Origin of the sequence: Microlunatus parietis (genome assembly GCF_013407955.1) — a bacterium.
GTDB lineage: Bacteria > Actinomycetota > Actinomycetes > Propionibacteriales > Propionibacteriaceae > Microlunatus > Microlunatus parietis.
Genome location: NZ_JACCBU010000001.1, coordinates 498,166 through 521,967 on the forward strand (window position 1 = coordinate 498,166; position 23,802 = coordinate 521,967).

Consider the following 23,802-nt stretch of genomic DNA (forward strand, 5'->3'; position numbering starts at 1 on the left):
CGAACGACGCTCGGCCCGATCAGCCCTCACCCACTGTTCATCCCGTCGCCCCCTGGCGTTCGCCCGGGCGCAGCCTCAGGTTGACCAGGAGCCTGAAGTCAGCCGGACAGCGGTTCCGGGCGGACCCGCTCCAGCGGCAGCTGGGCATAGAGATGCGGGTACGGCTCGCCGGCACCCAGGTCCTCAGCGACGATCGGGTCGCCGGGCTCCGGGTCGAGCCGGAGCAGCACCAGGTCAGCGTCGGCGTGCTCGGGGTAGAGATGCTTCCGTACGCCCTCGACCTGGCCCGCGAAACTGAGGTGGACGTACCCCTCGCTGTCGTACGGGACGTCGCGGGTGGACCACGGGAACTCCCCCGCCGCCCGGGCCGCCTGCCAGGTTTCGGCGTCGGTCAGGTGATAGACCGGGCCCGGCACCGGCTGCCACGGGCCGAGCAGCCCGAGCTCGACCAGCCGCGCCCGCAGCGCCGCGGCGTCGGTGAACTGGATCCCGGTCAGCCCGACCTCTTCCGAGCCGGCGATGTTGGCGGCGACGTCGTCCACGAAGACGGTCCGGCCGGCCTCGAGCCCGTACCGCTCGATCAGGAGGCGGAAGATCGCCGGGTCCGGCTTGGCCAGCCGCTCGGCACCGGAGACCAGGATGTCCTCGAATCGGTTGAGCAGACCGAACCGCCGCCGGGCGTGCGGGAACGTCTCGTGCGACCAGTTGGTCAGTGCCAGCAGCCGCACCCCGGCCCGCTGCAGTTCGGCGATCACGGCGCCGGTGCCCGGGATCATCCCGGTCAGCGTCTTGGGGAAGTGGAGCCGGTACGCCTGGATCGCCTCGGTGTGCTCGGCGCCGTGCTGCTCGACCAGCAGCGCCTCGCCGGCCTCGAAGGGGCGGCCGGCGTCCTGGGTGTGGTTCCAGGTGCGGAAGTCGATCTTGTCCAGGAAGGCCGGCACATCCTCCGCCGGCAGTACGGTCGCGAAGGCCGGCACCGGGTCCCAGCCCAGCACCACCGCTCCAAGATCGAACACCACCGTGGAGAAACTGCGCTCGGACATGCGCGCCAACCTATCCGACGGCCGCCGACGAACCGCCCGCCACCCCGCTCGTTCAGCGCTGCCGATGCGGCTCGGGCAGACCCCGGCCGAGTTGGTCCAGGGCGTCGGCGACCAGGTCGGCCAGCGGCAGCGGGCTGCGCCGATCGGACCAGACCCGCAGCGCCGCCTTGATCGCCCCGCCGGCCGCGGTGGCGACGAGCGCCGGATAGAGATCATGTTCCGGGTCGGTGCCGGTCCGGGCGGCGATGGCCGAGACCAGATGGCGTTCCATCTCGTGCACCCGCGCCATGAAGTACGGCAGCAGGCTCGGCTCGCGCCGGGCCAGCCGGAACTGCGCGACCCATTCCCGCGCGTCGTCGTCGCCGAATTCCATCGTGTCCATCAGGGCGTGATGGATGGCGTCGAGGATCGGCTCTTCGGCCGGGCGCTCGGTCAGCGCGGCCACGAAGCGGTCGAGCTGGTCCTCGGTGTCCGCCATCACCGCCTCCTCCTTGGTGGAGAAGTAGTTGAAGAACGTCCGCGCCGAGACGTCCACCTCGGCCGCGATCCCCTCGACGGTGACCCTGTCCCAGCCCAGTTCGAGGGTCAGCCGCAACGCCGCACGGCTGAGCGCGACCCTGGTCGCACGCTTCTTACGCTCCCGCAGACCAGTGGGAACGGACATGAGCTCACGGTAGCAAGGCAGCCCTGTGTGTACGGATTCACACCGAGAAACTTTGCAGATCGCGAAAATTCGCTCCTATCGTGGTTGCACTGGCGGAATCCACCGAAGGAGTACGTGCACCATGACGCAGCCGTACGCGACCGAGACCCTCACCCCGCTCCCGACCCAGCGCAGCACTCCCTTCGACCCGCCACCGGCGCTCCGCGACCCGGCCTGGCTCGGCCCGGTGCGGCCGATCCTGATGGCCGGCGATCGCCGCGGCTGGCTGGTCACCGGCTACGAGGAGGCGCGCCAGGTGCTGGCCGATCCGCGCTTCTCGGCCGACCGGGCCAAGGCCGACTCCCCGATCCGGGCCCGCCGCCCGGAGGACCGCCGGGAGACCCCGCCCGGCATGTTCATCTCGCAGGACCCGCCGGACCACACCCGCTACCGCAAGCAGCTCACCGGCTTGTTCACCGTACGGCGGATGCGGGCGCTGGCCGGCCGGATCGAGGAGTACGTCGACGAACGCCTTGACGCGATGGAGGCGCTGGGCGCACCGGCCGACCTGGTCGCGGAGTTCGCCATGCCGGTGCCCTCGCTGGTGATCTGCGAACTGCTCGGCGTCGACTACGCCGACCGCGGACGGTTCCAGGAGTGGACGGCGAAGCTGCTCAGCCTGGAGACCCCGGTCGAGGAGGCCGGCGAACTCTGGCAGCGCCTGGACGACTTCATGCGCAACCTGGTCCGGCACAAGCGACGGCACCCGGCCGACGACATCCTGGGCGGGCTGATCGACTCCGATACCGCCTTCACCGACGAGGAACTGGCCAACATCGGCAAGCTGCTGCTGATCGCCGGCCACGAGACGACGGCCAACATGATCGGGCTGAGCACGTTCGCGCTGCTGCAGCACCAAGATCAACTGGACCGGCTGCGCCGGGACCCGGACCTGATCCCCGGCGCCGTCGAGGAACTGCTGCGCTACCTCACCATCGTCCAGTTCGTGGCGGTACGGGTGGCGCTGGAGGACGTGGAACTCGGCGGCCACGTGATCCCGGCCGGCGAGACGGTGGCGATGCACCTGCCGGAGGCCAACCGCGACCCGGACCAGTTCGCCGACCCGGACACGCTCGACGTCACCCGGGAGCGGGTCCGGCACGTCGCCTTCGGTCACGGCATCCACCAGTGCCTCGGCCAGCAACTGGCCCGTACCGAGCTGGTGGTCGGCCTCGGCAAGCTGCTGACTCGGTTTCCCGGCCTGCGGCTCGCCGTCGATCCGAGCCAGGTGCCGCTGCGCCACGACATGGTGATCTACGGCGTGCACCGGCTCCCGGTAGCGTGGTGATCATGTCGATCAAGATCATCGCCGACCGCAGCGTCTGCGTCGGCTCCGGCAACTGCGCGTTCACCGCACCGGAGCTGTTCGACCAGAGCGAGGAGGATGGCACCGTCCTGGTGATCAAGGACGTGCCGGACCCGGACCAGGAAGAGGCCGCCCGCGAGGCCGTCGCCTACTGCCCCTCCGCCGCCCTCTCCCTCCACGAATAACGCCGACCGGTCAGAAAAGCAGGCGTTTGGGCGGCGTGTCGCTGCGGAATTGACCGGTCGGCGGAAAGCGGGTGGCGGCGCGATCCGGCCGGACGGGGACGGTCAGAGCCGACCCAACCAGTTGGCGATCAACTGCCGGCCGGCGTCACCGGACTTCTCCGGGTGAAACTGGGTGGACCAGACCGGGCCGTCCTCGACCGCGGCGACGAACCGGTCCCCCTCGTGGTCGGCCCAGGTGATCTTGTCGGCCAGCTCGGGATGCAGACGGATGGAGTCCGCCCGGACCCCGTACGAGTGGACGAAGTAGAACCGCTGCCGCTCCACCCCGGCGAACGCGGCGCTGCCCGGCGGCGGCTGGACGACATTCCAGCCCATGTGCGGCAGCCGGACCGCGTGCAGCCGTTCGACCGTGCCCGGCCAGACGCCGCAGCCCTTGGCCTGCTCGCCGTGCTCGATGCCGTCGGTGAAGAGCACCTGGTGCCCGACGCAGATCGCCAGCACCGGCCGCCCCGCCGCGACCCGCTCGGCGATGATGTCTCCCCCGCCGATCGCGGTCAGCCCGTCCATGCAGGCGGCGAACGCGCCGACGCCCGGCACCACCAGCCCGTCCGCACGCAGGGCCGCGTCCCGGTCGGCGGTCAGCTCGACCTCGGCGCCGGCCCGGGCGACGGCCCGGACGGCGGACCGGACGTTGCCGGAGCCGTAGTCCAAGATCACCACGCGAGGTGCGCTCATGAGCTACAGCGCACCCTTCGTGCTCGGCACGCCGGTGACCCGTGGATCGGGCTCGATCGCGGTCCGCAGCGCCCGCGCCACCGCCTTGAACTGGGCCTCGACGATGTGGTGCGGGTCGCGGCCGGCCAGCACCCGTACGTGCAGGCAGAGGTGGGCGTGGAAGGCGAGCGTCTCCAACACGTGCCGGGTCAGCGATCCGGTGTACGCGACCGTGCCGCCCGCCGAACCCGCCGGCCCGCCGCCGATCCGTACGTACTCCTGGCCGTCCGGCTCACCCGTGTGCACGCAGTACGGCCGCCCGGACACGTCCACGACGGCCTGGGCCAGCGCCTCGTCCAGCGGCACCAGCGCGTCGCCGAACCGGCGGATCCCGGCCTTGTCGCCGAGCGCGGTCCGGATCGCCTGGCCGAGCACGATCGCGGTGTCCTCGACGGTGTGGTGCGCGTCGATGTGGATGTCACCGACCGTGTGCACATCGAGGTCGATCAGCGAGTGCTTCGAGAACGCGGTCAGCATGTGGTCGTAGAAGCCGACCCCGGTCAGGATGTTGGAGCGGCCGGTGCCGTCCAGGTTGAGGCTGAGCTTCACCGACGATTCGGACGTCTCCCGTTCGATCTGCGCGGTCCGGTCGGTCATGTCCCCTGCTCCTTCGTCACCCGGTCCAGGGCGTCCTTGAATGCGGCCATCTCCTCCGGCGTACCGGCGCTGACCCGGAGCCACTCCTTCGGCCCGGTCTCGCGGATCAGCACACCGTGATCCAACAGACCCTGCCACACCGCGTGCCGGTCGGCGAACTTGCCGAACAGGATGAAGTTCGCGTCCGACTCGGCGACCTCGAAGCCGCGGCCGGCGAGCCAGGCGGCCAGGTCGTCCCGGGCGTCGCGCAGGTCGGCCACCCGCGCCAGCAGTTCGTCGGCGTGGGCCAGCGCCGCCCGGGCGACGGCCTGGGTGACCGCCGACAGGTGGTACGGCAGCCGGACGATCCGCAGCGCGTCGACGAAGGCCGGACTCGCCGCCAGGTAGCCCAGCCGCCCGCCCGCGAACGCGAACGCCTTGGACATGGTGCGGGTCACCGCCAGCCGCGGATACCGGGGCAGCAGCTCGAGCGCGCTCGGCGTTCCGGCTCGGGCGAACTCGTAGTAGGCCTCGTCGACCACGACCACGCCCGGCGCGGCCTCGATGATCAACTCCAGCGTGGACAGCGCGACGGCGGTGCCGGTCGGGTTGTTCGGGCTGGTCACGAACACGACGTCGGGACGGTGCTGCTCGATCGCCGCGACCGCCTGGTCCGGGTCGATGGTGAAGTCGTCGGCCCGCGGCGCGGCCAGCCACGTGGTGTGGGTGTCGCGGGCGTACTCCGGATACATCGAGTACGTCGGAGCGAACGACAGCACGCTGCGGCCGGGCCCGCCGAACGCGCCGAGCACGTGCAGCATCACCTCGTTGCTGCCGTTCGCCGCCCAGACCTCGTCGGCGGTCAGGCCGTGGCCGAGATAGCGAGCAAGATCATCACGAAGCGCCCGGGCCTCCCGGTCCGGGTAGCGGTTCGCCGCGGTCGCCGCGGTCGCCGCGGCCGCGGCGATGTCGGCGATCACGGCCGCGCTCGGTGAGTACGGGTTCTCGTTGACGTTCAGCCGATACGGGACGTCCAGCTGCGGCGCACCATACGGCTCCTCGCCGACCAGTTCCGGCCGCAGCGGAAGATCATCGAGACGGGCCGGCGCGGTGGCGGCGGGCTGGGCCGGGGCGTTCATCGGTCGTCCTGGAACCGGACCGTCACGGCCGCGCCGTGCGACGGCAGGTCCTCCGCGTTGGCGAAGTTCTCGATCTGGCCGGCGATCTCGGCCAGCGCGGACTCGGTGTAGTCGATCACGTGCACCGCCTTGACGAAGCTGCGCACGGTCAGCCCGGCCGAGTGGCAGGCGCAGCCGCCGGTGGGCAGCACGTGGGTGCTGCCGGCCGAGTAGTCGCCCAGCGACACCGGCGCCCACGGGCCGAGGAAGATCGCGCCCGCGTTGCGGATCCGGCTCGCGATCGCCGCCGCGTCCTCGGTCTGGATCTCCAGGTGCTCGGCCGCGTAGCCGTTCGCCACCGCGATTCCTTGATCAAGATCATCGACCAGGACGACGCCGGACTGCTGGCCGTTCAGGGCGGTGAGGATCCGGTCGGTGTGCTTGGTCGCCGGCAATTGCTGCTGCAGCTCCGCGGTCACGGCGTCGGCCAGCGCCTCGTCGGGAGTGATCAACACCGATGCCGCCGTCGGGTCGTGCTCGGCCTGGGAGATCAGGTCCGCGGCCACGAACCGCGGGTTCGCGGTGTGATCGGCGAGCACGGCGATCTCGGTCGGCCCGGCCTCCGCGTCGATGCTGACCCGGCCCTTGAGCAGCCGCTTCGCGGCGACCACGTAGCTGTTGCCCGGGCCGGTGATCACGTTCACCGGCTCGCACAGGCCGTCGACCCCGTACCCGAACATCGCGATCGCCTGGGAGCCGCCGACCGCGTACACCTCGGTCACGCCGAGCAGATGGCAGACCGCCAGGATCGACGGGTGCGGCAGGCCACCGAACTCCGCCTGCGGCGGCGACGCGACCGCGATCGAGCCGACCCCGGCAACCTGAGCCGGGACCACGTTCATGATCACGCTGGAAGCCAGCGGGGCCCGACCGCCGGGCACGTAGAGGCCGACCCGGTCGACCGGGATCAGCCGCTGGCTGACCCGGGCTCCGGGCGCCAGTTCGATCATCGACTCGGGTTCGCCCCGCTCGACCACGCACACCTCGCGGCGGCGCCGGATCGACTCGTTGAACGCGCCGCGCAGGTCGTTGTCGAGCTCGTACGCGGTCCGGGCCAATTCGGCCGCCGGCACCCGGAAATGTTGCGGCACCACATGATCGAATTCCTCGGAGAACTTCTCCAGGGCGGGCAGGCCGCGCTCGGCGACGTCCTCGACGATCGGCCGGACCGCCTCGACGGCGGCTTCGATGGCGAACTCGGCGCGCGGCACGACCGACCCGTAGTCGATCGCCTCGCCATGGGCGGACCGGCCGCGGAGGTCGATCCGGCGCAGGTTCAGTGAGGTCTGTGGCACGGGCCGATTCTACGGAGCCCGCCCGCATCCGCCTCGCCAATATCCCATCGTGGCCGCACGGACCCGTCTGCCAGAATCCGCTGGGTGACCGAGCCCGCCGCCGAACCGTCCGATCCCGGACAGCGCGGGCGAATCATCCGCTCCGGCGTCGCGATCGGCCTCTATGCGGGGGCCTTCGGCGCCTCGTTCGGGGCGGTGTCGGTGGGATCCGGACTCTCCGTGGCGCAGACGATGGTGCTCAGCCTGGTGTTGTTCTCGGGCGCGTCGCAGTTCGCGTTCGCCGGGGTGGTCGCGGCCGGCGGCACCCCGTTCGCCGCGATCCCGGCCGCCCTGCTGCTCGGCGTCCGCAACGCGTTCTACGGGGTGCCGGTCGCCGAGATGCTCGCGCCGCGCTGGCCGGCCCGGCTCTGGACCGCGCACTTCGTCATCGACGAGACGACCGCGATGGCCGCCGGGCAGCCGGACCGGCCGACCCAGCGGTACGCCTTCTGGTCCAGCGGCCTGATCCTCTTCGCGCTGTGGCAGTGCGGCAGCCTGGTCGGCGCCCTGCTCGGCAGCGTGATCGACCCGGCCACGTTCGGGCTCGATGCCGCCGCGCCTGCCGTGTTCCTGGCCCTGCTCTGGCCGTCGTTGCGCCGGCCGCGGGCCCGCTGGACCGCTGTCGGCGCGGCGGCGCTGGCCCTGCTGCTGATCCCCTTGGCGCCGACCGGGGTGCCGGTGATCGCGGCCGCCGCCGTCGCCGTCGTCGCCGGCTTCGCGCCTGGCCATGATCGGAATCGGTCCGAGGCACCGGGAGCGCCGGCATGACCGCGCTCTGGGTCGCCGTGATCATCGCCGCCGTCGGTTCGTACCTGCTCAAGCTCGCCGGGCTTTCGTTGCCGGAGTCCGTCCTCAACCATCCGCGGGTGCAGCGGATCGCCCACTACCTGCCGATCGCCATGCTGTCGGCGCTGGTGATCACCGAGCTGTTCGACGGCGGCCGGCAGTTCACCGTGGACTGGCCGGTGCTGGCCGGGTTCGCCGCCGGGGTACTGATGTTGATCTTGAAGCGCGGCCTGCTGGTGGTGTTCGTGGTGGCGGTCGCGGTCACCGCCGTGTTGCGGCTGATCTTCTTCTGATCATGCTTCGACCACCGGGAGTACGGAGTAGGTGACCGCGATCCGGCGGCGCCCGTCCCCCGCCACCGGCCGGTCGCCGCGGTAGGACTTCAGCAGCCGGTCCAGCTCCCGCCGAACCTCCGCGACCTCGTCGTCGGTCATCCAGTAGGTCGAGACGCTCATCGACGTGAACCCCTCCTGATCTTGCTCCGGCAGCGTCCGCAGGTGCCGGATCCGCTGTCGGTGATCGTCCAGCATCGCCTCGAACAGGGCGTCGGCAGCGCCGGCGTCGCCGGCCCCGTGGCCGGCCCGGATCGCCAGCACCGTGCCGGCCGCCCGCCACGGCCGGTTCCGCCCGTCCCCGTCGCCCCCTTCGTCCCGTACCACGACGCCCCAACGTTCCAGGGCACGCAGGTGGTAGCTGAGCGCGCTCGGGCTGAGCGAGGTGCGGCCGGCCAGCTGGGTCGCGGTCATCGGCCGCTGCTCCGCGTACAGGATGTTGATCACCCGCTGCCGAGCCTCGTGCGCGATCGCCCGGATCGCCCGAGCGTCGGTGAGCTCGACCTGAACCTCGTCCTCGTCACCCATGGACCCAGCCTAACGAAGATATGAAAGAAGTGCTTGACATCTCCGCGGAGCCGAGCCTTCCTAGGCTCATATCTGAAAGAGATGCTTCAGATTGGAGAATCATGGTGTACGGGCACGAAGTGTGGCTGACCACCCGCCTGGGCCTGCCTCACCCCGGCGCCGCCGACGGACAAGATCCCGACCAGGCCCGGCACCTCGCCGAGGCCCTCCGCCTCCGCCGCGAGTCCGGCCGCCAGGCCCGAGCCCACCGCCGCGCCGTACGCCTCCGCCGCCGGGCCGCCCTCCTCCTGACCAGGGCCTACCACCTCGAGTCCACCCCAGGCCGGCTCGCGCCAGGGGCGCCGCGAGTGTGACCTTGCGGACCGGTGAGATCGATTTCAGGTGGTCGTAACCTCACACTCGGCGAAGGATCGACCCGATCTCGTGGCGGTTCACACGGCCAGTGAGGAGCGGCAACGCCCCGATCCTGCCGCTCGCTCGGCGGACTCCCCGCAGTCGGAGACGCACCCGGCCGCCGGGCACTCCCTGTCGCACGCCTTGCTCGCACGGCGATAAAGGACCGATTCGGCACCGGCCCGCGCCGCCCGGCTCGCACCAACTCCACCCACGACGCGCGCCAACCTTTGACCGGCCCCGCGTGCCTCTGCCCCCACGACGCGACACCATCCTCGCCCCCGGCAAACAGAATCCCTGCCAGCCAGTGGACTACCTGAGCCACTGGACGCCCGGACGCGAGCCCGGACCGATCGCAGCAAGCCTCCGCCCGGACCCACGACGCGACACCCCGCACCCGCGGACCGAAATCCGCCCCACCGGGCACCGCCCGGGCATCAACTCGGACCGACCCCCGCCCGCCCCTGCCGCACACGCAACGCGACACCCCGCACCGGCAGACCGAACTCTGCCCGCCGGTGGGACGCCCGCACGTCCGAAGCACCATCCCTCGCCGCCCCGCCCGCGACCGCATCCCCACGCCGCACCGCCACTCCGATGCCCCGGCCGCACCGGACGCGGCAGCACGCCGACCTCGGCCCAACACCCGCACCGGCTCCCGACTGACGGCAACCGGGCGCGCAGATCGACCCCAAGCCCCACCGCCCCGAATCGACCGGTCACAAGTGCAGCGACACGCCGCAAGAACGCCTGCTTTGGTGACCGGTCGGCGGATCAGGAGGAGCGGAGGCGGAGTTCCAGGGTGCTGAGGCCCAGGCCGAAGGTGGCGTAGCCGGCGTTGCAGTCGATCGCGGTCTCGTCCTGCGGATCGTTGCGGCCGGTGCAGGTCCGGCCGAGGTACTGCCGGCCGTTCTCGTCGGCCAGCGCGACCGCGTCGGTCAGCACCACCTGGGCCTTCGCGTAGGCCGGGTCCTGGCGGAGTGCGGCGAGGGTGGTCCAGGCTCGGCGGGCGGCGGGGCGGCAGTCCTCGACGCGGTCGTCGATCGTGCAGTCGAACATCGCCCGGGTGTCCTGGCGCAGCCGGTCGCCGAAACGCTGACACAGCTGCCGCGCGGCCACCTCGCTGGCCAGTGGCGAGGGCGAGGCACTCGGCGATCGGCAGCCCTCGGGCAGCGGCTCCCGTCCACCGGGCTCGGTCTCCACCCGGCCCGGCGCCGTTGCGGCCGGCGCCGACGGGACGGACTCGTCGGCGGTGTCCGGGCTGGTCAGATCGCGTACGACGACGAAGCCGGCCGCCGCGAGCAGGACCGCCGCGACCACGCCGAGCACCAGCGCCACCTGGCCGCGCTGCGGCTCCCGGCCGTCCGAGTCGGAGTCCGGCTCGGACCCGTGGCCCGGGCCGATGCTCAGGCCGGGTTCGTGGTCGGGGTCGGGCACCCGCCGAGGCTACCCCGCCCCGGCTGTGCGAAGGTGACCGGCGGACAGAGGAGGACACGCATGGCGACCGGCGGCACCCCGGCCACCGCCCTGCTGAGCAGGGCCAAGATCGACTTCACGTTGCACCCGTACGAGCACGACCCCGCGACGACCGGGTACGGCGACGAGGCCGCTGCGGCGCTCGGCGTCGACCCGCTCCGCATCTTCAAGACCCTCGTCGCCGACGTGTCCGGCACCTCGGTGCTGGCGGTCGTCCCGGTGGCCAGGCAGCTGGACCTGAAGGCGCTGGCGGCCGCTCGGGGGGCGAAGAAGGCGACGATGGCCGATCCCGAGGCCGCGGCCCGGCTGACCGGTTCGGTGGTCGGCGGCATCTCGCCGCTCGGGTCGCGCCGGCCGCTGCCGGTGCTGATCGACGCCTCCGCGGAGTCGTACCCGACGATCTTCGTGTCCGCCGGCAAGCGCGGCCTGCAACTGGAGCTCGCTCCGGCCGACCTCCGGACCGCCACGAAGGGCGCCTTCGCGGCCATCGCTCACTGACCGTACGGCGCCGGTCGGCAAGAATGGCGGGATGGTGGTGATCGACGGGCACCAGGTCCGGCTGACCAACCTCGACAAGGTGCTGTATCCCGAGACCGGGACGACCAAGGGCGAGGTGCTGCTCTATTACACCGAGATCGCCGACCGGATCCTGCCCCAGCTGGCGAGCCGGCCGGCAACCCGGAAGCGCTGGCCCAACGGCGTCGGCACCGAACGCGACCCGGAGATCGTCTTCTTCACCAAGAATCTCGATTCCGGCACCCCGGACTGGATCACCCGGCAGGGCATCACCCACAGCGACGGCGTGAACAACTATCCGATCATCGACTCGCTCGCCTCGCTGACCCAGATGGCGCAGTACGCGGCGTTGGAATTGCATGTGCCGCAGTGGCGGTTCGACGACAAGGGAAAGCCCGGCCACCCCGACCGCCTGGTGCTCGACCTCGATCCGGGTCCCGGCGTCGGGCTGGCCGAGTGTGCCGAGGTGGCCCGGCAGCTGCGGGACCTGCTGGCCGGGATCGGGCTGACCGCGGTGCCGGTGACCAGCGGCAGCAAGGGCATGCACCTGTACGCGACGCTGGCCGGCGATGTGACCTCGGACGGCGCCAGTACCTTGGCCCGCGAGCTGGCCCGGGCCCTGGAGTCGACCAACCCGGACCTGGTCACCAGCCAGATGAAGAAGTCGCTCCGACCCGGCAAGGTGTTCGTCGACTGGAGCCAGAACAACGCTGCCAAGACCACCATCTGCCCGTACTCGCTGCGCGGCCGGCCGCGGCCGATGGTCGCCGCACCCCGCACCTGGGCCGAGCTGGACGATCCGGACCTTGATCATCTGGACTACCACCAGGTGCTGGCCCGGCTCGATCAACCCGATCCGCTGACCGAGTTGGTCCCGCCGGAGGAGCGGAAGGACCGGCTCAGCACCTACCGCAGCATGCGCGACGCGGCCAAGACCCCGGAACCGGTGCCGAGCACTCCCCCGGTCGAGTCCGGCGGCCGCTCCTTCGTGATCCAGGAGCACCACGCGCGGCGGCTGCACTGGGACTTCCGGCTGGAGCGCGACGGCGTGCTGGTCAGCTGGGCGCTGCCGAAGGGGGTGCCGACCAACCCCGACACCAACCACCTGGCCGTCCAGACCGAAGATCATCCGCTGGAGTACGGCAGCTTCGAGGGCTCCATCCCGGCCGGCGAGTACGGCGGCGGCGAGGTGACGATCTGGGACTCCGGCAGCTACGTCGAGCACAAGTGGCGCGACGGCAAGGAGGTGATCGCCACCCTGACCGGGCGGGACGGCGGCGGGCTGGACAGCCCGCGGACGTACGCCCTGATCCACACCGGCGGCGGCGACCGGCCGGACAACCAGTGGCTGATCCACCTGATGAAGCCGGAGTCGGCGGCCAAGCTGCAGGACCAGCCGCCGGAGGCCACCGGCCCGCTGCCGGAGCCGGTGACGCCGATGACGGCCGGCCTGGCCGCGGTCGGCGACTTCGGCAACGCCGACGACTGGGCGTTCGAGATGAAGTGGGACGGGGTACGGGTGATCGCCTGCCTCGGCGGCGGCCAGGTCAAGCTGTACAGCCGGCGTGGGCTCGAGGTCACGGCGACGTACCCGGAGATCGCCGAGGCCTGCGCCAAGCTCGACACCGACCAGACCATCCTGGACGGCGAGATCGTCGCCCTGGACGCCGACGGGCGACCGAGCTTCAGCCGGCTGCAGCACCGGATCAACGTGAGCAAGCCCGCCGACGTGGCCCGGCTGCGGTCCAGCGTCCCGGTCCAGCTGGTCGCCTTCGATCTGATCATGGTCGACGACCGGTCCCTGCTGCGCACCCCGTACACCGAACGCCGGGAGCAGCTCACCGAGCTGTTGACCGGCGCCGATCCGCGGATCCAGGTGCCGCCGGCCTTCGACGGTGATCTTGAAACGGCGCTCGAGGTGAGCGAGGCGATGGGGCTGGAGGGCGTCGTCGCGAAGCGCCGTACCTCGACGTATCTCAAGGGCCGCCGGGCCAGCACCTGGCTCAAGATCAAACACCGCCGGCACCAGGAGGTGATCGTCGTCGGCTGGCGCGAGGGGCAGGGCCGCCGGGGCGGCAGCATCGGCGCCCTGGTGCTCGCCGTACCGGACGGCGGCGGGCTGCGCTACGTCGGCGCCGCCGGCAGCGGACTCGGCGACGCCGATCTTGATCTTGCGATGGAGTTGCTCACCCCGCTCGAACTGGCCAAGACTCCGTTGCCCGCGGTGCCGGCCGAGGAACCGCGCAGCGTGCACTGGGTGGAACCGGTGCTGGTCGGTGAGGTGGAGTACGCCGGCTGGACCGAGCCCGGACTGCTCTGGCACCCGGTCTGGCGCGGCTGGCGGCCGGACAAGACCCCGGATGACGTCGTGGTCGAGGGAAAGACATAGCCCTTGTGTATTGTTGGTGCATGACTCGCACCAATATCGACATCGATGATGATCTTGTAGCCACAGTGATGGAACAGAACGACTTGAAGACGAAACGCGAGGCGGTTGAGTTCGCCTTACGCAAGACCGTCCGGAAGCCGATGACCTACAAAGATCTGCTCAAATACCGCGGGATCGGATATGCCCTGAGTAACGAGGAGATCGAAGAAGCGTCCTGAACCTCGATGGTTACGCATCTGCTAGACACCTCGGTTTGGGTCAGTTGGTTCAGGGGCGACGATGACATGATTCGTTACGCCGCCACACTCGGAGACTTCGACGATGCCGAGATCGCGACCTGCGGTCCCATCCGGATGGAGCTCCTGCGCGGAGCGAGTTCGGAGGAGTATCCCTTGGCTCGTGATGCCATGGATCTCGCGCGGCCGGTCCCCGTGGTCGAGCAAGATTTCGACTCCGCAGCCACGATCTACCGGTCCGTCCGGCTCCGGGGTCACACCATCAGATCCGGCACCGACTGCCTCATCGTCGCGATCGCCGAACGAGTTGGAGCCACCCTGGTGCACCGGGACATCGACTTCGCCCGGATCGGCGAAGTCGTGTCTGAACTCCCCATGATCGACCTAACGCCCTGACCGCGCGGCCCGGCGCGGCAGCAGCGGCCTCGGCTCCTCCGGATCGCGGACCAGCGAGGACGCCAGCAGCAGCGGGATGACGCCGCCGAACGCCCAGGCGAGGAATGCGATCGGGGTTCGCAGGGTGAGGTCGATCGGCACCCGGTCACCGGGCCGGGCAGCGGCCAGCCGGGACTCGAAGTCGTGCGGCCCGAGGATTCCGCCGACCAGGAAGCACATCAGCGCGGTCAGGGACACCCCGAGCACGGTGATCAGAACCGAGGTCCAGCCCAGCCGGCCGAGCCAGCGCCACCCGATCACCCCGAGCCCCAGCCCGACGACGAAGCCGATCATCACGAAGTACGCATCGCCGGCGACGATCTCCACCAGCTGCCGCTCGGGCATCGACGCGGACGCGTCCGCGGCGACCTGGTAGGTGGCCAGCGGCGTGATCCGCGCCCAGAGCACCCCGGTCAGCAGCCCGAGGGCAACACAGAGCGCGGCGTAACCGAGAATCCAGCGCAGAGCCCGGCGCCGTCGATCCCGCCGTGTTTCCATCGCCCGACGTGCTGGCACGCGGGTGAGTCTATGCGCCCGGCCCCCGGACCGATCGGGTACGCGCCGGAGGCCACCGTCCTAGGATCATCACGTGGCCGACCTGTACGAACTGATCCTCGATGTTGATCTTGTACCCACGCTGACCGGCGACGAGCTGGCCGAACTTCGCTGGCACGTCGGTGAGACCCCGCAGCCGGACCGGCTGGTCCTCGGCACCGACCGGTTCCTCCCCGCGTTCCCGCTCGGCGACCCCACCGACCCGGACTGCGAATGGCAGACGGACGACCCGCAACCCCTGTTCGCCGCCGAACCCGACGCGTCCGAAGCCGCCCTGACCTCCCGATCCCCGGACGGCTGGCACCTCACGGCCCGCCAAGATCTCCACCCCGACCAGTTCCCCGCCCTCCGAGCCTTCCTGGACTGGCTCGGCCCGCGGGCCAGCACCCCCGGCCCGATCGGCCACCTCCGCTGGCACGAAGACACCGATTCCGAACCGCTCCTGGTCGAGAACCGAACGATCAAGCTTCCGACCGCGGTGATCGACCACACCCAAGACCTACCCTGGTAATCGCTCACGCCCGGACCCGCAGACACTCGAATCAACGCGCGGCACCAACTCAAACGGCACCAACTCGCGTGGATCCAACCCCTCCGCACTCGAGGGCCTTCCGGCACCTCTCGACCCGGAGCCCGGAGGGTCGGGGGTAGCGGTGCGCGGGCGTGGATGGGACTGGCCGTCGCGCGCACACCGAATCGCGGCAGCGGCACAAGATCACCGCGCGCGACTGGTTGCCCGCGCACCGCTACCCCCGACCCTCCGGGCGGCATCCACACCGTCACGATGCCAAGCAGGAAGGCCCGAGGAGTGCTTTCAAGTCCGCCATGAGCGGCTGGGACGGATTCACCCGGAGTTGTTGATCAAGCCGCATCAGCGTGGTCTTGCCGGACGACACCAGCTTGAGCCGCACCTCGGTGCCGCCCGGGTGTGAGGTGAGCACGGCGCGGAGCTGCTCGACCACCGGCGGCGTGCAGCGCACCGCAGGCAAGGAGATCACCACCGGCCCGGACGGCGCGTCGGTCACGTCGGGCAGGGTCAGTTCCTGGCCGGTCAGCGCGATGCTGTCGTCGTCGACCTTGACCCGGCCCTTCACCTTGACCACGGTGTCGGTGGCCAGCACCGTCGACACGAGGTCGTACGCCTTCGGGAAGAGCAGCACCTCGATCGAGGCCTCCAGGTCCTCCACCGTGATCACGGCCCAGATGTCGCCCCGCTTGGTCGTCTTCCGGGTGATGTTGGTGATCATGCCGCAGATCGTGATCATGCCCTCGCGCGGACCGTCGTCGGCCAGTAGTCCGGCGATGCTGAGATCGCGTTCGGCGGACAGGATGTGTTCCAGGCCCTGCAGCGGGTGGTCGCTGACGTACAACCCGAGCATCTCGCGCTCGAACGCCAGCTTGGTCGTCTTGTCCCAGTCCTCCAGGTCCGGCACGGTCCCGCCGAGCACCGGGTCGTCGCCGCCGAGATCGCCGAACAGGTCGTCCTGGCCGTGCGCCGAGTTGCGCTTGATGTCGATCACGCTGTCGACCGCGTTCTCGTAGATCGACATCAGCGCACGCCGGCTGTGCCCCATCGAATCGAACGCGCCGGCCTTGATCAACGACTCGGTGACCCGCTTGTTGCAGGCGATCTGGCCGATGTGATCAAGGTAGTCGTAGAAGGTGGCCGCCTTCCCCTTCTGCTCCCGGGAGGCGACGATGTCGTCGACCACGTTGGCGCCGACGTTGCGGATGGCGGTCAGGCCGAACCGGATGTCGGACCCGACCGGGGTGAAGTTGTGCTCCGACTCGTTCACGTCCGGCGGCAGCACCTTGATCCCCATCCGGCGGCACTCGGACAGATAGATCGCCATCTTGTCCTTGTCGTCCTTCACCGAGGTGAGCACGGCCGCCATGTATTCGGCGGGGTAGTTCGCCTTCAGGTACGCCGTCCAGTAGGACACCTGACCGTACGCCGCCGCGTGCGCCTTGCCGAACCCGTAGTCGGCGAACGGCATCAGGGCGTCCCAGACCGCCTTCACCGCATCGTCGGAGAAGCCGCGCTCCTTCATGCCGGCGGCGAACGGCGCGTACTCGGCGTCGAGGACTTCCTTCTTCTTCTTGCCCATCGCCCGGCGCAGCATGTCCGCGCGGCCCAGCGTGTACCCGGCCAGGTGCCGGGCGACCTCGATCACGTCCTCCTGATAGACGATCAGCCCGAAGTTGTCCTCGATCACAGGCTTGAGGGCGTCGACCACCTCGGGGTGCGGGTAGACGATCTCCTGCTGGCCGCTGCGCCGCAGCGCGTAGTTGACGTGGGAGTTGATCCCCATCGGGCCCGGACGGTACAGGGCGATCGTCGCCATGATGTCCTGGATCCGCCGCGGCTGCATCAGCCGCAGCAACGACCGGGTGCCGCCGGAGTCCAGCTGGAACACGCCGAGCGTGTCGCCCCGGCTGAGCAGCTGGTAGGCCTTCTCGTCCGTCGGGTCCTGGCCGAGCTCGTCGAGATCGAGCTGGATGCCCCGGTTGAGCTTCACGTTCTCCACCGCGTCGCCCAGCACGGTCAGGTTGCGCAGACCCAGGAAGTCCATCTTGACCAGGCCGAGCGCCTCGCAGGACGGGTAGTCGAACTGCGTGATGATCGCGCCGTCGGCCTCCCGTTTCATGATCGGGATGATGTCCAGCAGCGGGTCCGAGGACATGATCACGCCGGCCGCGTGCACGCCGGACTGCCGGATCAGTCCCTCCAGGCCCTGGGCGGTGTCGACCACCCGCTGGATGTCGTTGTCCTGCTGATAGAGCTGCCGGAACTCGCCGCCCTCCGCGTACCGCGGGTGGGACTCGTCGAACAGCTTCTTCAGCGGCACGTCCTTGCCCATCACGGGCGGCGGCATCGCCTTCGTGATCCGGTCACCCATCGCGAACGGGTAGCCGAGCACCCGGGACGCGTCCTTGACCGCCTGCTTCGCCTTGATCGTGCCGTACGTCGCGATCTGGGCCACCCGGTCGTCGCCGTACTTCTCGGTGACGTACCGGATCACCTCGCCCCGCCGACGCTCGTCGAAGTCCACATCGAAGTCGGGCGGCGAGTCCCGCTCCGGGTTCAGGAAGCGTTCGAAGGTCAACTTGTATTCGAGCGGATCGAGATCGGTGATCCGCATCGCGTACGCGGTCAGCGAGCCCGCGCCCGACCCCCGCACGCCGGTCCGGATGCCCCGGTCCTTGGCCCACTGCATGAAGTCGGCGACCACCAGGTAGTAGCCCGGGTACCCCTTCTGGATGATCACCTCGTTCTCGTAGTCCGCGCGCTTGCGGATCTCGTCGGTGATCCCGTTCGGGTAGCGGAACTTCAGGCCCTTCTCGACCTCCTTGAGATACCAGGAGATCTCGTCCTCGCCGGGCGGGCACGGATAGCGCGGCATGAACCGGCCCTCGCCCTCGGTGAAGGCGATCTCGCACCGCTCGGCGATGGCCAGCGTGTTGTCGCAGGCCTCCGGCAGTTCCTTGAACACCTCGCGCATCTCGGCCGGCGACTTCAGGTAGTAGCCGTTGCCGTCCAGCTTGAACCGGTTCGCGTCGGCCATCGTCGCGCCGGTCTGGACGCAAAGCAGCACCTCGTGCGCGGCCGCGTCGTCGGGCGTCGAGTAGTGCAGGTCGTTCGTGGCGACCAGCGGCAGCTTGAGCTCGCGGGAGATCTTGAGCAGGTCCTCCCGGACCCGCTTCTCCAGGGTCAGCCCGTGGTCCATGATCTCGACGAAGTAGTTGCCGGCGCCGAAGATGTCGCGGAACTCGGCGGCGCTGGCGATCGCCTCGTCGTACTTGCCGAGCCGGAGGTACGTCTGCACCTCGCCGGACGGGCAGCCGGTGGTGGCGATCAGGCCCTTCGAGTACTCCGACAGCAGCTCGCGGTCCATCCGCGGCTTGTAGAAGTAGCCCTCCAGCGAGGCCCGGGAGCCCAGCCGGAACAGGTTGTGCATGCCCTCGGTGGTCTCGGACAGGATCGTCATGTGGGTGAACGCGCCACCGCCCGAGACGTCGTCGCCGCCGCCGTCGCCCCAGCGGACCCGCTTCCGCTCGCTGCGGTGCGTCTTCGGCGTCACATACGCCTCGATGCCGATGATCGGCTTCACCGGGTAGTTCTTGGACTGCTTGTAGAACTCGTACGCCCCGTGCAGCATCCCGTGGTCGGTGACCGCCAGCGCCGGCATGCCCATCCGCTCCGCTCCCGCGAACAGATCGCCGATCCGGGCGGCCCCGTCCAGCATCGAGAACTCGGTGTGCACATGGAGGTGAACGAAGCTGTCCTGACCCGCTGCCGCCGTGGTTCCCGCCATGACCTGAAACCTTCCTCCAATACTCGAAGTACGCGGCGCCGGCCGTGGGGAAGTTCGGCTCGGACACACACCTTATGCCCTCTCGGAACGCACCCTCAGGAGGCACGCCGCCGACAGTCCATCGCACGGCACTGACAGTGTTGAGTGAAGGGGGACGACCCCCTTCAGATCCCCCGCTCCGCTCCGCGCACGGACAGGCACCGACAGTCTCGACCCGACGTTCGCTGAGCAAGGCGGAAGGGCAGGCCACGACCCGGTTGAGCCCTTCGACAGGCTCAGGACACAGTGCTCAGGCGAGCGGGCGGAGGCCCTCCAGGAGCGGCGTCGTGGGGCGGCCGAGGAGGCGGCTCAGCGTCCGGTCGCCGGTGTCGGCAAGGGCGCCGGCGGCGATGTTGGCGTCCAGCGCCGCGACGAAGCCGGCGGTCGGCTCGTCGAGTCCGGCGGTGATCAACTTCCGGGTCAGCTCGGCCGGCGCGACGGGCCGGTAGACCACCTCGCGGCCGATCACCTCGCCGACCGCGGCGCCCAGTTCCGCGTAGGTCCAGGCGGTGTCGCCGGCGAGCTCGTACACCTGGCCTTCATGATCATCTCCGGTCAGCACGACCGCGGCCGCGGCGGCGTAGTCGGCCCGGGCGGCGGAGGCGACCCGGCCCTCCCCCGCGGCCGCCGTGATCGCCCCCGTGTTGCGGGCCTCGTCCAGTTGGGCGGCGTAGTTCTCGGTGTACCAATTGTTCCGCAGAATGGTCGCCGGCAGCCCCGATTCCTTGATCAACTCCTCGGTCGCCCGGTGGTCCGGCGCCAGCACCAGGTCGCTCGTGTCGGCGTGCGGGGCGCTGGTGTAGACGAGGTGCCCGACGCCCGCGGCGACGGCCGCGTCCACCACGTTGCGGTGCTGCTCCAGCCGCCGGCCAGGCTCGCTGCCGGAGACGAAGAGTAGCCGCCCGACGCCCTGGAACGCCTTCAGCAGGGCGTCCGGGTCGCCGTAGTCGGCGGTCCGCACCTCGATCCCCCGCTCGGCGAGCTTCGCCGCCCGCGCCGGATCGCGGACCACCGCGACCAGGTCGTCAACACGCTGTCCGCGCTCCGTCAGCGCCTCGAGCACCAGCCCACCCAGTTGTCCGGTCGCCCCGGTCACCGCAATCGTCATCGGCCTGTCTCCTCAGTTCGTCGAGTACTTGACGAATCAACAAACCCCGGGAGGTGGGCGACTATTCCGTCAACCACTGGCATTGCGTGCAGTACCTGATCGCGACTCGGGGTTGCCCTACCTCGGCCATCGGCCCATGGTCCGCGACCCCGGCAGCACAACACGTTCACCCGGACGGGCCGGATCTCGTACTACCGCGGCGAGTTCTGCGACCGGGACTGTGCGCTCGAAAACCCCACCGCGTTCCGGCAGTGCGCGTCGTACGGCGACCGGTTCTTCAACAACGTGGTGCAGAGCGCGTACGACGGCGGACACATCTCCAACTGGTCGCTGGGACCCGAAGGCCAAACGTACGCCGGGGGCGCGCCGTGCTCGATCCCCGACGGTGTGGCGCGAATCAGCACGGGCGGTAACACGTCGTCCTAGGTGATGATCTTCAGCCGCCGGCGAGCTCGGTGAGCGCCTCCTTCGACCCCGCCGCCAGCTCGATCGGCGCGGTCTCCTGACCGAGCTTCGGGTCCAGCTCCTTGCCCGACGGGTGCACCTGACCCAGTTTGTCCTGGCTGCTCCAGAGCAGTTTGGTGATCGCGCAGGCGTTGTTGGCCGGGAAGTCGTCGCGGACCAACAGGACGTTCGGCACCACGATCGTGTTCACGTCGCTCTTCAGGTTGTACGTCGCCGCCGGGATGGTGCCCTCCGCGTAGACCGGGTTGATCTCCTGGAGCTTCGCCAACTGCGGCGTGACGTCGATGAACGCGGCCAGGTCGGGCTGGGAGGTGAACAGGTCGGTCAGGTTCGGTGTCGGCAGGCCGCCGGACCAGAAGAAGGCGTCGATCGAGCCGTCCTTGAGCCCGTCCACGGTCTTGGCCAGGTCCAGCCGCTGCGCCTTGACGTCCTTCGCCGGGTCGAGGCCGCCGGCCTGCAGCAGCCGGTTCGCGATCACCTCGGTGCCGGACTTCGGCGAGCCGGTCGAGACGGTCTTGCCGCGCAGATCCTCGATCGAGTCGACGCCGGCGTCCTTCCGGGCCACCACCTGGGTGTAGTTGGAGTGCACCCGGCCGAGCGCGCGGATCGGCTGCGGCTGGTCGAACGCGCTCTTGCCGGCCACCGCGTCGGCGGCCGTGTCGGCCAGCGAGAACGCGATGTCGTAGGTGCCGTCGACCAGTTGCTGGATGTTCTGCACCGAGGCGCCGGTCTCGGCGGCCGTGGTCCGGATCGGCGTCTCGGCACTGATCAGCCCGGCCATGCCGCCGCCGAGCACGTAGTAGACGCCGGTGCTGTTGCCGGTGGCCATGGTCAGCTGGGCCGCGGTCGGTTCGCAGGCGCCGGCCGAGCCGGCAGCTCCCGGATCGCTGGTGCGTTCCTGGCGGCCGCCGCAGCCGCTCAACACCAGCGCCAGAACGGAGAGGGTCGCGACGATCATGGTCGTCGGACGGAGCTGATCACGCATCGGAAACTCCTTGCAGGGTTGGAGATTGTCGTCGAGCAGAGAGCAGGTTCAAGATCACCGCGACCGCGGCGCAGGCCAGGCCGATCGCGATCGAGACCGGGTGCAGGTAGAGCAGCAGCAGGGCCGTCGGCAGGCAGAGCAGCCGCTGCACCCGGCTCGCCTCGCGGAAGATCCAGCCGCCGGTCAGCGCGGCCAGCGCGGCGATCGCGATCATGCTCACCACGGTCGTCCAGAGCACGTCCAGCGGCGACCCCTGCAGCAGCAGGTGCGACCCGTTGTCGGTGATCACGAACGCCAGCGGGGCGAGGAACGCCGGCAGCGCGTACTTCGTCGCCTGCCACATGGTCGGGATTGTCTTGCCACCGGTGATCGCGGACGACGCGACCGCGGCCAGCGCGGTCGGCGGCGACACCTCCGACAGCACCGCGTAGTAGAAGATGAACATCGCCGCCTCGGGTGCGCTGACCCCGAGCGCCTGCAGAGCCGGGCCGATCACCACCCAGGCGATGATGAACGAGGCGGTCACCGGCACCGCCAGCCCGAGCAGCAGCACCGCGATCGCCGCGAGCACCGCCGTCAAGATCAACACCACGGTCGCGTTGTCGCTCAGCGCCCGGGCGGCTGCGACCAGGATGTCGGCCAGGTTCTGGCCCAGGCCGGTCTTGACGATCACCGACGTGATCACGCCGGCGGACGCGCAGACGGTGACGACGCCGAGCGCGGACCTGATGCCACTGCTCAGGGCCCGGCCCAGATCCTTCCCGTACGTGATCATGGCCCGGCCGCGCGGCTGCGGCTCGGTGTCGGGGTCCAGCGGGTCGTGCCGGGAGACCAGGCGTTCGACCAGTCCGAACAGGGCGGCGACGGCGGTGGCGTACACGACGGCGCGGAACGGCGGGATGCCGACCGCGAGGAAGACGACGATGATCGCCAGCGACAGCAGGTGATAGCCGTACCGGAGCAGCAGCCGGACCGGGTTCCGCCGTGGCACCTCGACCGCGTGGGCGCCGAACCGCCGGGAGTCGATCTCCACCGCCAGGATGATGCCGAGATAGAACAAGATCGTCGGAACGACCGCCCAGAGCAGCACCTGCAGGTACGGGACGCGCAGGTACTCCGCGATGATGAACGCCGCCGCACCGAGGGTGGGCGGCGACAGGATCGCCCCGATCCCGGCCGCGGCCAGCATGCCGCCCGCGTTCTCCCGCGGGTAGCCGGCCTTGCGCAGGATCGGCCAGGTCACGGCGCCCAGGCTGACCGCGGTGGCGGTGCCCGATCCGGAGACCGTACCGAGCAGGAAGCCGGACAGCGTCACCGTCCGGCCGGGCGCCGAGCGGGACTTGCGGAACAGCGCGAAGGACAGGTCGATGAAGAACCGGCCGGCCCCGGTCGCGTCCAGCACGGCGCCGTAGATCGTGAACAGCACGATGTAGGAGGCGGCGACGTCGAGCGGCGTGCCGTAGAAGCCGGACTGGTCGTTGTAGAAACCGTTGATGATCTGGTCGAAGTCGACGCCGGCGTGGCTGATCGGCCAGGAGATCGGCAGGAAGCCTCCGTAGTAGGCGTACAGGAAGAAGATCACGCAGACGATCGGCAGCACCAGCCCGGTGGTCCGCCGGCAGGCCTCCAGCAGCAGCACGGTGAGCAGCGCGCCCGCGATCACGTCGAGCGTGCTCAGCTGCCCTTGTCGATCAAGGAACGCGTTGAAGCCGCCGCCCGGCGCCGGCAGGACGGGATAGAGACAGACCAGCAGTGCGATCGCGGCGAGCAGCCAGTCGATCACGCCCGGGTTGTCTCCCCTGGCGCCGTTCGCTGAGCCTGTCGAAGCGCGCCGCTTGCGGAAGCGGAAGGTCAGGAACACCAACGGCAGCGTGACGCCGAGAAAGATGATCAAGGAGTACTGATTGCCCTGCGGCAGCGGGAAGAACACCTGCCAGAGCACCCAGACCGCGATCACGAAGCAGATCGCGCCGAGCACCAGGTCGAGCCGCGGACCGAGCCGCCGCGCCGGCCGTTCCTCGTCGTAGGTGGCGATCAGTTCATCGACGGTCCCCTTGCCGACTGGCCAGGTCACCTCGCGACGTTGATCAGCTGCCTGAGCATCCACCGCGTCGGGACCCATGCGGAGACTATAAGGCCACCGC

General features: G+C 70.0%; 23 protein-coding genes. 9 read left to right on the forward strand and 14 right to left on the reverse strand.

What is annotated here, in order from left to right; genetic code table 11:
• Positions 1–98: 98 nt before the first annotated feature.
• Positions 99–1,043, reverse strand: a complete 945-nt coding sequence (locus tag BKA15_RS02435) for an HAD-IA family hydrolase (RefSeq protein WP_179747933.1) — start codon at positions 1,041–1,043, stop codon at positions 99–101.
• Between the two features lie 52 nt (positions 1,044–1,095).
• Positions 1,096–1,707: an acyl-CoA-like ligand-binding transcription factor gene (locus BKA15_RS02440; RefSeq protein WP_179747934.1), complete on the reverse strand. Its 612-nt coding sequence runs from the start codon at positions 1,705–1,707 to the stop codon at positions 1,096–1,098.
• A gap of 121 nt (positions 1,708–1,828) precedes the next feature.
• On the opposite strand from BKA15_RS02440, the gene BKA15_RS02445 reads away from it, so the two are divergent.
• Together BKA15_RS02445 and BKA15_RS02450 are read left to right on the forward strand one after the other, a co-directional pair.
• Complete coding sequence (locus tag BKA15_RS02445) at positions 1,829–3,034, forward strand: cytochrome P450 (RefSeq protein ID WP_179747935.1); 1,206 nt, start codon at positions 1,829–1,831, stop codon at positions 3,032–3,034.
• Between the two features lie 2 nt (positions 3,035–3,036).
• Positions 3,037–3,237 carry a ferredoxin gene (locus BKA15_RS02450; RefSeq protein WP_218871027.1) on the forward strand — a complete coding sequence of 67 codons (201 nt, stop codon included), beginning with the start codon at positions 3,037–3,039 and terminating at the stop codon, positions 3,235–3,237.
• 102 nt (positions 3,238–3,339) lie between these two features.
• Here the strand turns inward: BKA15_RS02450 and hisH are convergent, their stop codons facing one another.
• From hisH to hisD, 4 genes are read right to left on the reverse strand one after another with little or no spacing between them, the layout of a single operon-like run.
• Positions 3,340–3,972 (reverse strand): imidazole glycerol phosphate synthase subunit HisH, encoded by a 633-nt coding sequence (gene hisH, locus BKA15_RS02455; RefSeq protein WP_179747936.1) that lies wholly within the window; start codon positions 3,970–3,972, stop codon positions 3,340–3,342.
• 3 nt (positions 3,973–3,975) lie between these two features.
• On the reverse strand, positions 3,976–4,608 hold the full coding sequence (hisB, locus tag BKA15_RS02460; protein ID WP_179747937.1) for an imidazoleglycerol-phosphate dehydratase HisB: 633 nt from the start codon (positions 4,606–4,608) through the stop codon (positions 3,976–3,978).
• On the reverse strand, positions 4,605–5,726 hold the full coding sequence (locus BKA15_RS02465; RefSeq protein ID WP_179747938.1) for a histidinol-phosphate transaminase: 1,122 nt from the start codon (positions 5,724–5,726) through the stop codon (positions 4,605–4,607). Before BKA15_RS02465 ends, hisB begins: the two co-directional genes overlap by 4 nt.
• Positions 5,723–7,030 (reverse strand): histidinol dehydrogenase, encoded by a 1,308-nt coding sequence (gene hisD / locus BKA15_RS02470; RefSeq protein ID WP_179758186.1) that lies wholly within the window; start codon positions 7,028–7,030, stop codon positions 5,723–5,725. Before hisD ends, BKA15_RS02465 begins: the two co-directional genes overlap by 4 nt.
• Before the next feature lie 114 nt (positions 7,031–7,144).
• Between hisD and BKA15_RS02475 the strand changes: the two genes are divergently transcribed.
• A complete protein-coding gene (locus tag BKA15_RS02475) occupies positions 7,145–7,867 on the forward strand; it encodes an AzlC family ABC transporter permease (protein WP_179747939.1) in 723 nt (240 codons plus the stop codon).
• Positions 7,864–8,178: a branched-chain amino acid transport AzlD family protein gene (locus BKA15_RS02480; RefSeq protein ID WP_179747940.1), complete on the forward strand. Its 315-nt coding sequence runs from the start codon at positions 7,864–7,866 to the stop codon at positions 8,176–8,178. Before BKA15_RS02475 ends, BKA15_RS02480 begins: the two co-directional genes overlap by 4 nt.
• Here BKA15_RS02480 and BKA15_RS02485 read toward each other — a convergent pair whose 3' ends face one another.
• The 3 genes from BKA15_RS02485 to BKA15_RS02495 all read right to left on the reverse strand — a co-directional run bounded on the left by BKA15_RS02485 (position 8,179) and on the right by BKA15_RS02495 (position 10,575).
• Positions 8,179–8,745 (reverse strand): ArsR/SmtB family transcription factor, encoded by a 567-nt coding sequence (locus BKA15_RS02485; protein ID WP_179747941.1) that lies wholly within the window; start codon positions 8,743–8,745, stop codon positions 8,179–8,181.
• A gap of 86 nt (positions 8,746–8,831) precedes the next feature.
• Positions 8,832–9,050: a hypothetical protein gene (locus BKA15_RS02490; RefSeq protein ID WP_179747942.1), complete on the reverse strand. Its 219-nt coding sequence runs from the start codon at positions 9,048–9,050 to the stop codon at positions 8,832–8,834.
• An 862-nt stretch (positions 9,051–9,912) separates the two neighbouring features.
• Positions 9,913–10,575, reverse strand: a complete 663-nt coding sequence (locus tag BKA15_RS02495) for a hypothetical protein (RefSeq protein ID WP_179747943.1) — start codon at positions 10,573–10,575, stop codon at positions 9,913–9,915.
• A gap of 60 nt (positions 10,576–10,635) precedes the next feature.
• Here BKA15_RS02495 and ybaK point away from each other — a divergent pair, with 60 nt between their 5' ends.
• Genes ybaK through vapC form a run of 4 tightly spaced genes read left to right on the forward strand, consistent with a single transcriptional unit; the run spans position 10,636 to position 14,151 of the window.
• Positions 10,636–11,112, forward strand: a complete 477-nt coding sequence (ybaK, locus tag BKA15_RS02500; protein WP_179747944.1) for a Cys-tRNA(Pro) deacylase — start codon at positions 10,636–10,638, stop codon at positions 11,110–11,112.
• Between the two features lie 31 nt (positions 11,113–11,143).
• A complete protein-coding gene (locus BKA15_RS02505; RefSeq protein ID WP_179747945.1) occupies positions 11,144–13,519 on the forward strand; it encodes an ATP-dependent DNA ligase in 2,376 nt (791 codons plus the stop codon).
• A gap of 20 nt (positions 13,520–13,539) precedes the next feature.
• Positions 13,540–13,737, forward strand: a complete 198-nt coding sequence (locus BKA15_RS02510) for a type II toxin-antitoxin system VapB family antitoxin (RefSeq protein WP_179747946.1) — start codon at positions 13,540–13,542, stop codon at positions 13,735–13,737.
• A gap of 6 nt (positions 13,738–13,743) precedes the next feature.
• The gene (vapC, locus tag BKA15_RS02515) at positions 13,744–14,151 is read left to right on the forward strand and encodes a type II toxin-antitoxin system VapC family toxin (RefSeq protein WP_179747947.1); all 408 of its coding nucleotides are present in this window, start codon (positions 13,744–13,746) and stop codon (positions 14,149–14,151) included.
• Here the strand turns inward: vapC and BKA15_RS02520 are convergent.
• The gene (locus tag BKA15_RS02520) at positions 14,140–14,706 is read right to left on the reverse strand and encodes a hypothetical protein (protein WP_179747948.1); all 567 of its coding nucleotides are present in this window, start codon (positions 14,704–14,706) and stop codon (positions 14,140–14,142) included. The two genes, vapC and BKA15_RS02520, sit on opposite strands and share 12 nt — an antisense overlap.
• Positions 14,707–14,779: 73 nt before the next feature.
• Here BKA15_RS02520 and BKA15_RS02525 point away from each other — a divergent pair, with 73 nt between their 5' ends.
• Entirely contained in the window at positions 14,780–15,256 is a 477-nt protein-coding gene (locus BKA15_RS02525) for a hypothetical protein (protein ID WP_179747949.1), read from the forward strand.
• Positions 15,257–15,524: 268 nt separating this feature from the next.
• Here BKA15_RS02525 and dnaE read toward each other — a convergent pair whose 3' ends face one another.
• The 4 genes from dnaE to BKA15_RS02545 all read right to left on the reverse strand — a co-directional run bounded on the left by dnaE (position 15,525) and on the right by BKA15_RS02545 (position 23,780).
• Positions 15,525–19,061: a DNA polymerase III subunit alpha gene (gene dnaE, locus BKA15_RS02530; protein WP_179747950.1), complete on the reverse strand. Its 3,537-nt coding sequence runs from the start codon at positions 19,059–19,061 to the stop codon at positions 15,525–15,527.
• 289 nt (positions 19,062–19,350) lie between these two features.
• Positions 19,351–20,208 (reverse strand): SDR family oxidoreductase, encoded by an 858-nt coding sequence (locus BKA15_RS02535; RefSeq protein WP_179747951.1) that lies wholly within the window; start codon positions 20,206–20,208, stop codon positions 19,351–19,353.
• Between the two features lie 436 nt (positions 20,209–20,644).
• The gene (locus BKA15_RS02540; protein WP_218871028.1) at positions 20,645–21,658 is read right to left on the reverse strand and encodes a TAXI family TRAP transporter solute-binding subunit; all 1,014 of its coding nucleotides are present in this window, start codon (positions 21,656–21,658) and stop codon (positions 20,645–20,647) included.
• Complete coding sequence (locus BKA15_RS02545) at positions 21,651–23,780, reverse strand: TRAP transporter permease (RefSeq protein WP_179747952.1); 2,130 nt, start codon at positions 23,778–23,780, stop codon at positions 21,651–21,653. Before BKA15_RS02545 ends, BKA15_RS02540 begins: the two co-directional genes overlap by 8 nt.
• Positions 23,781–23,802: the final 22 nt, after the last annotated feature.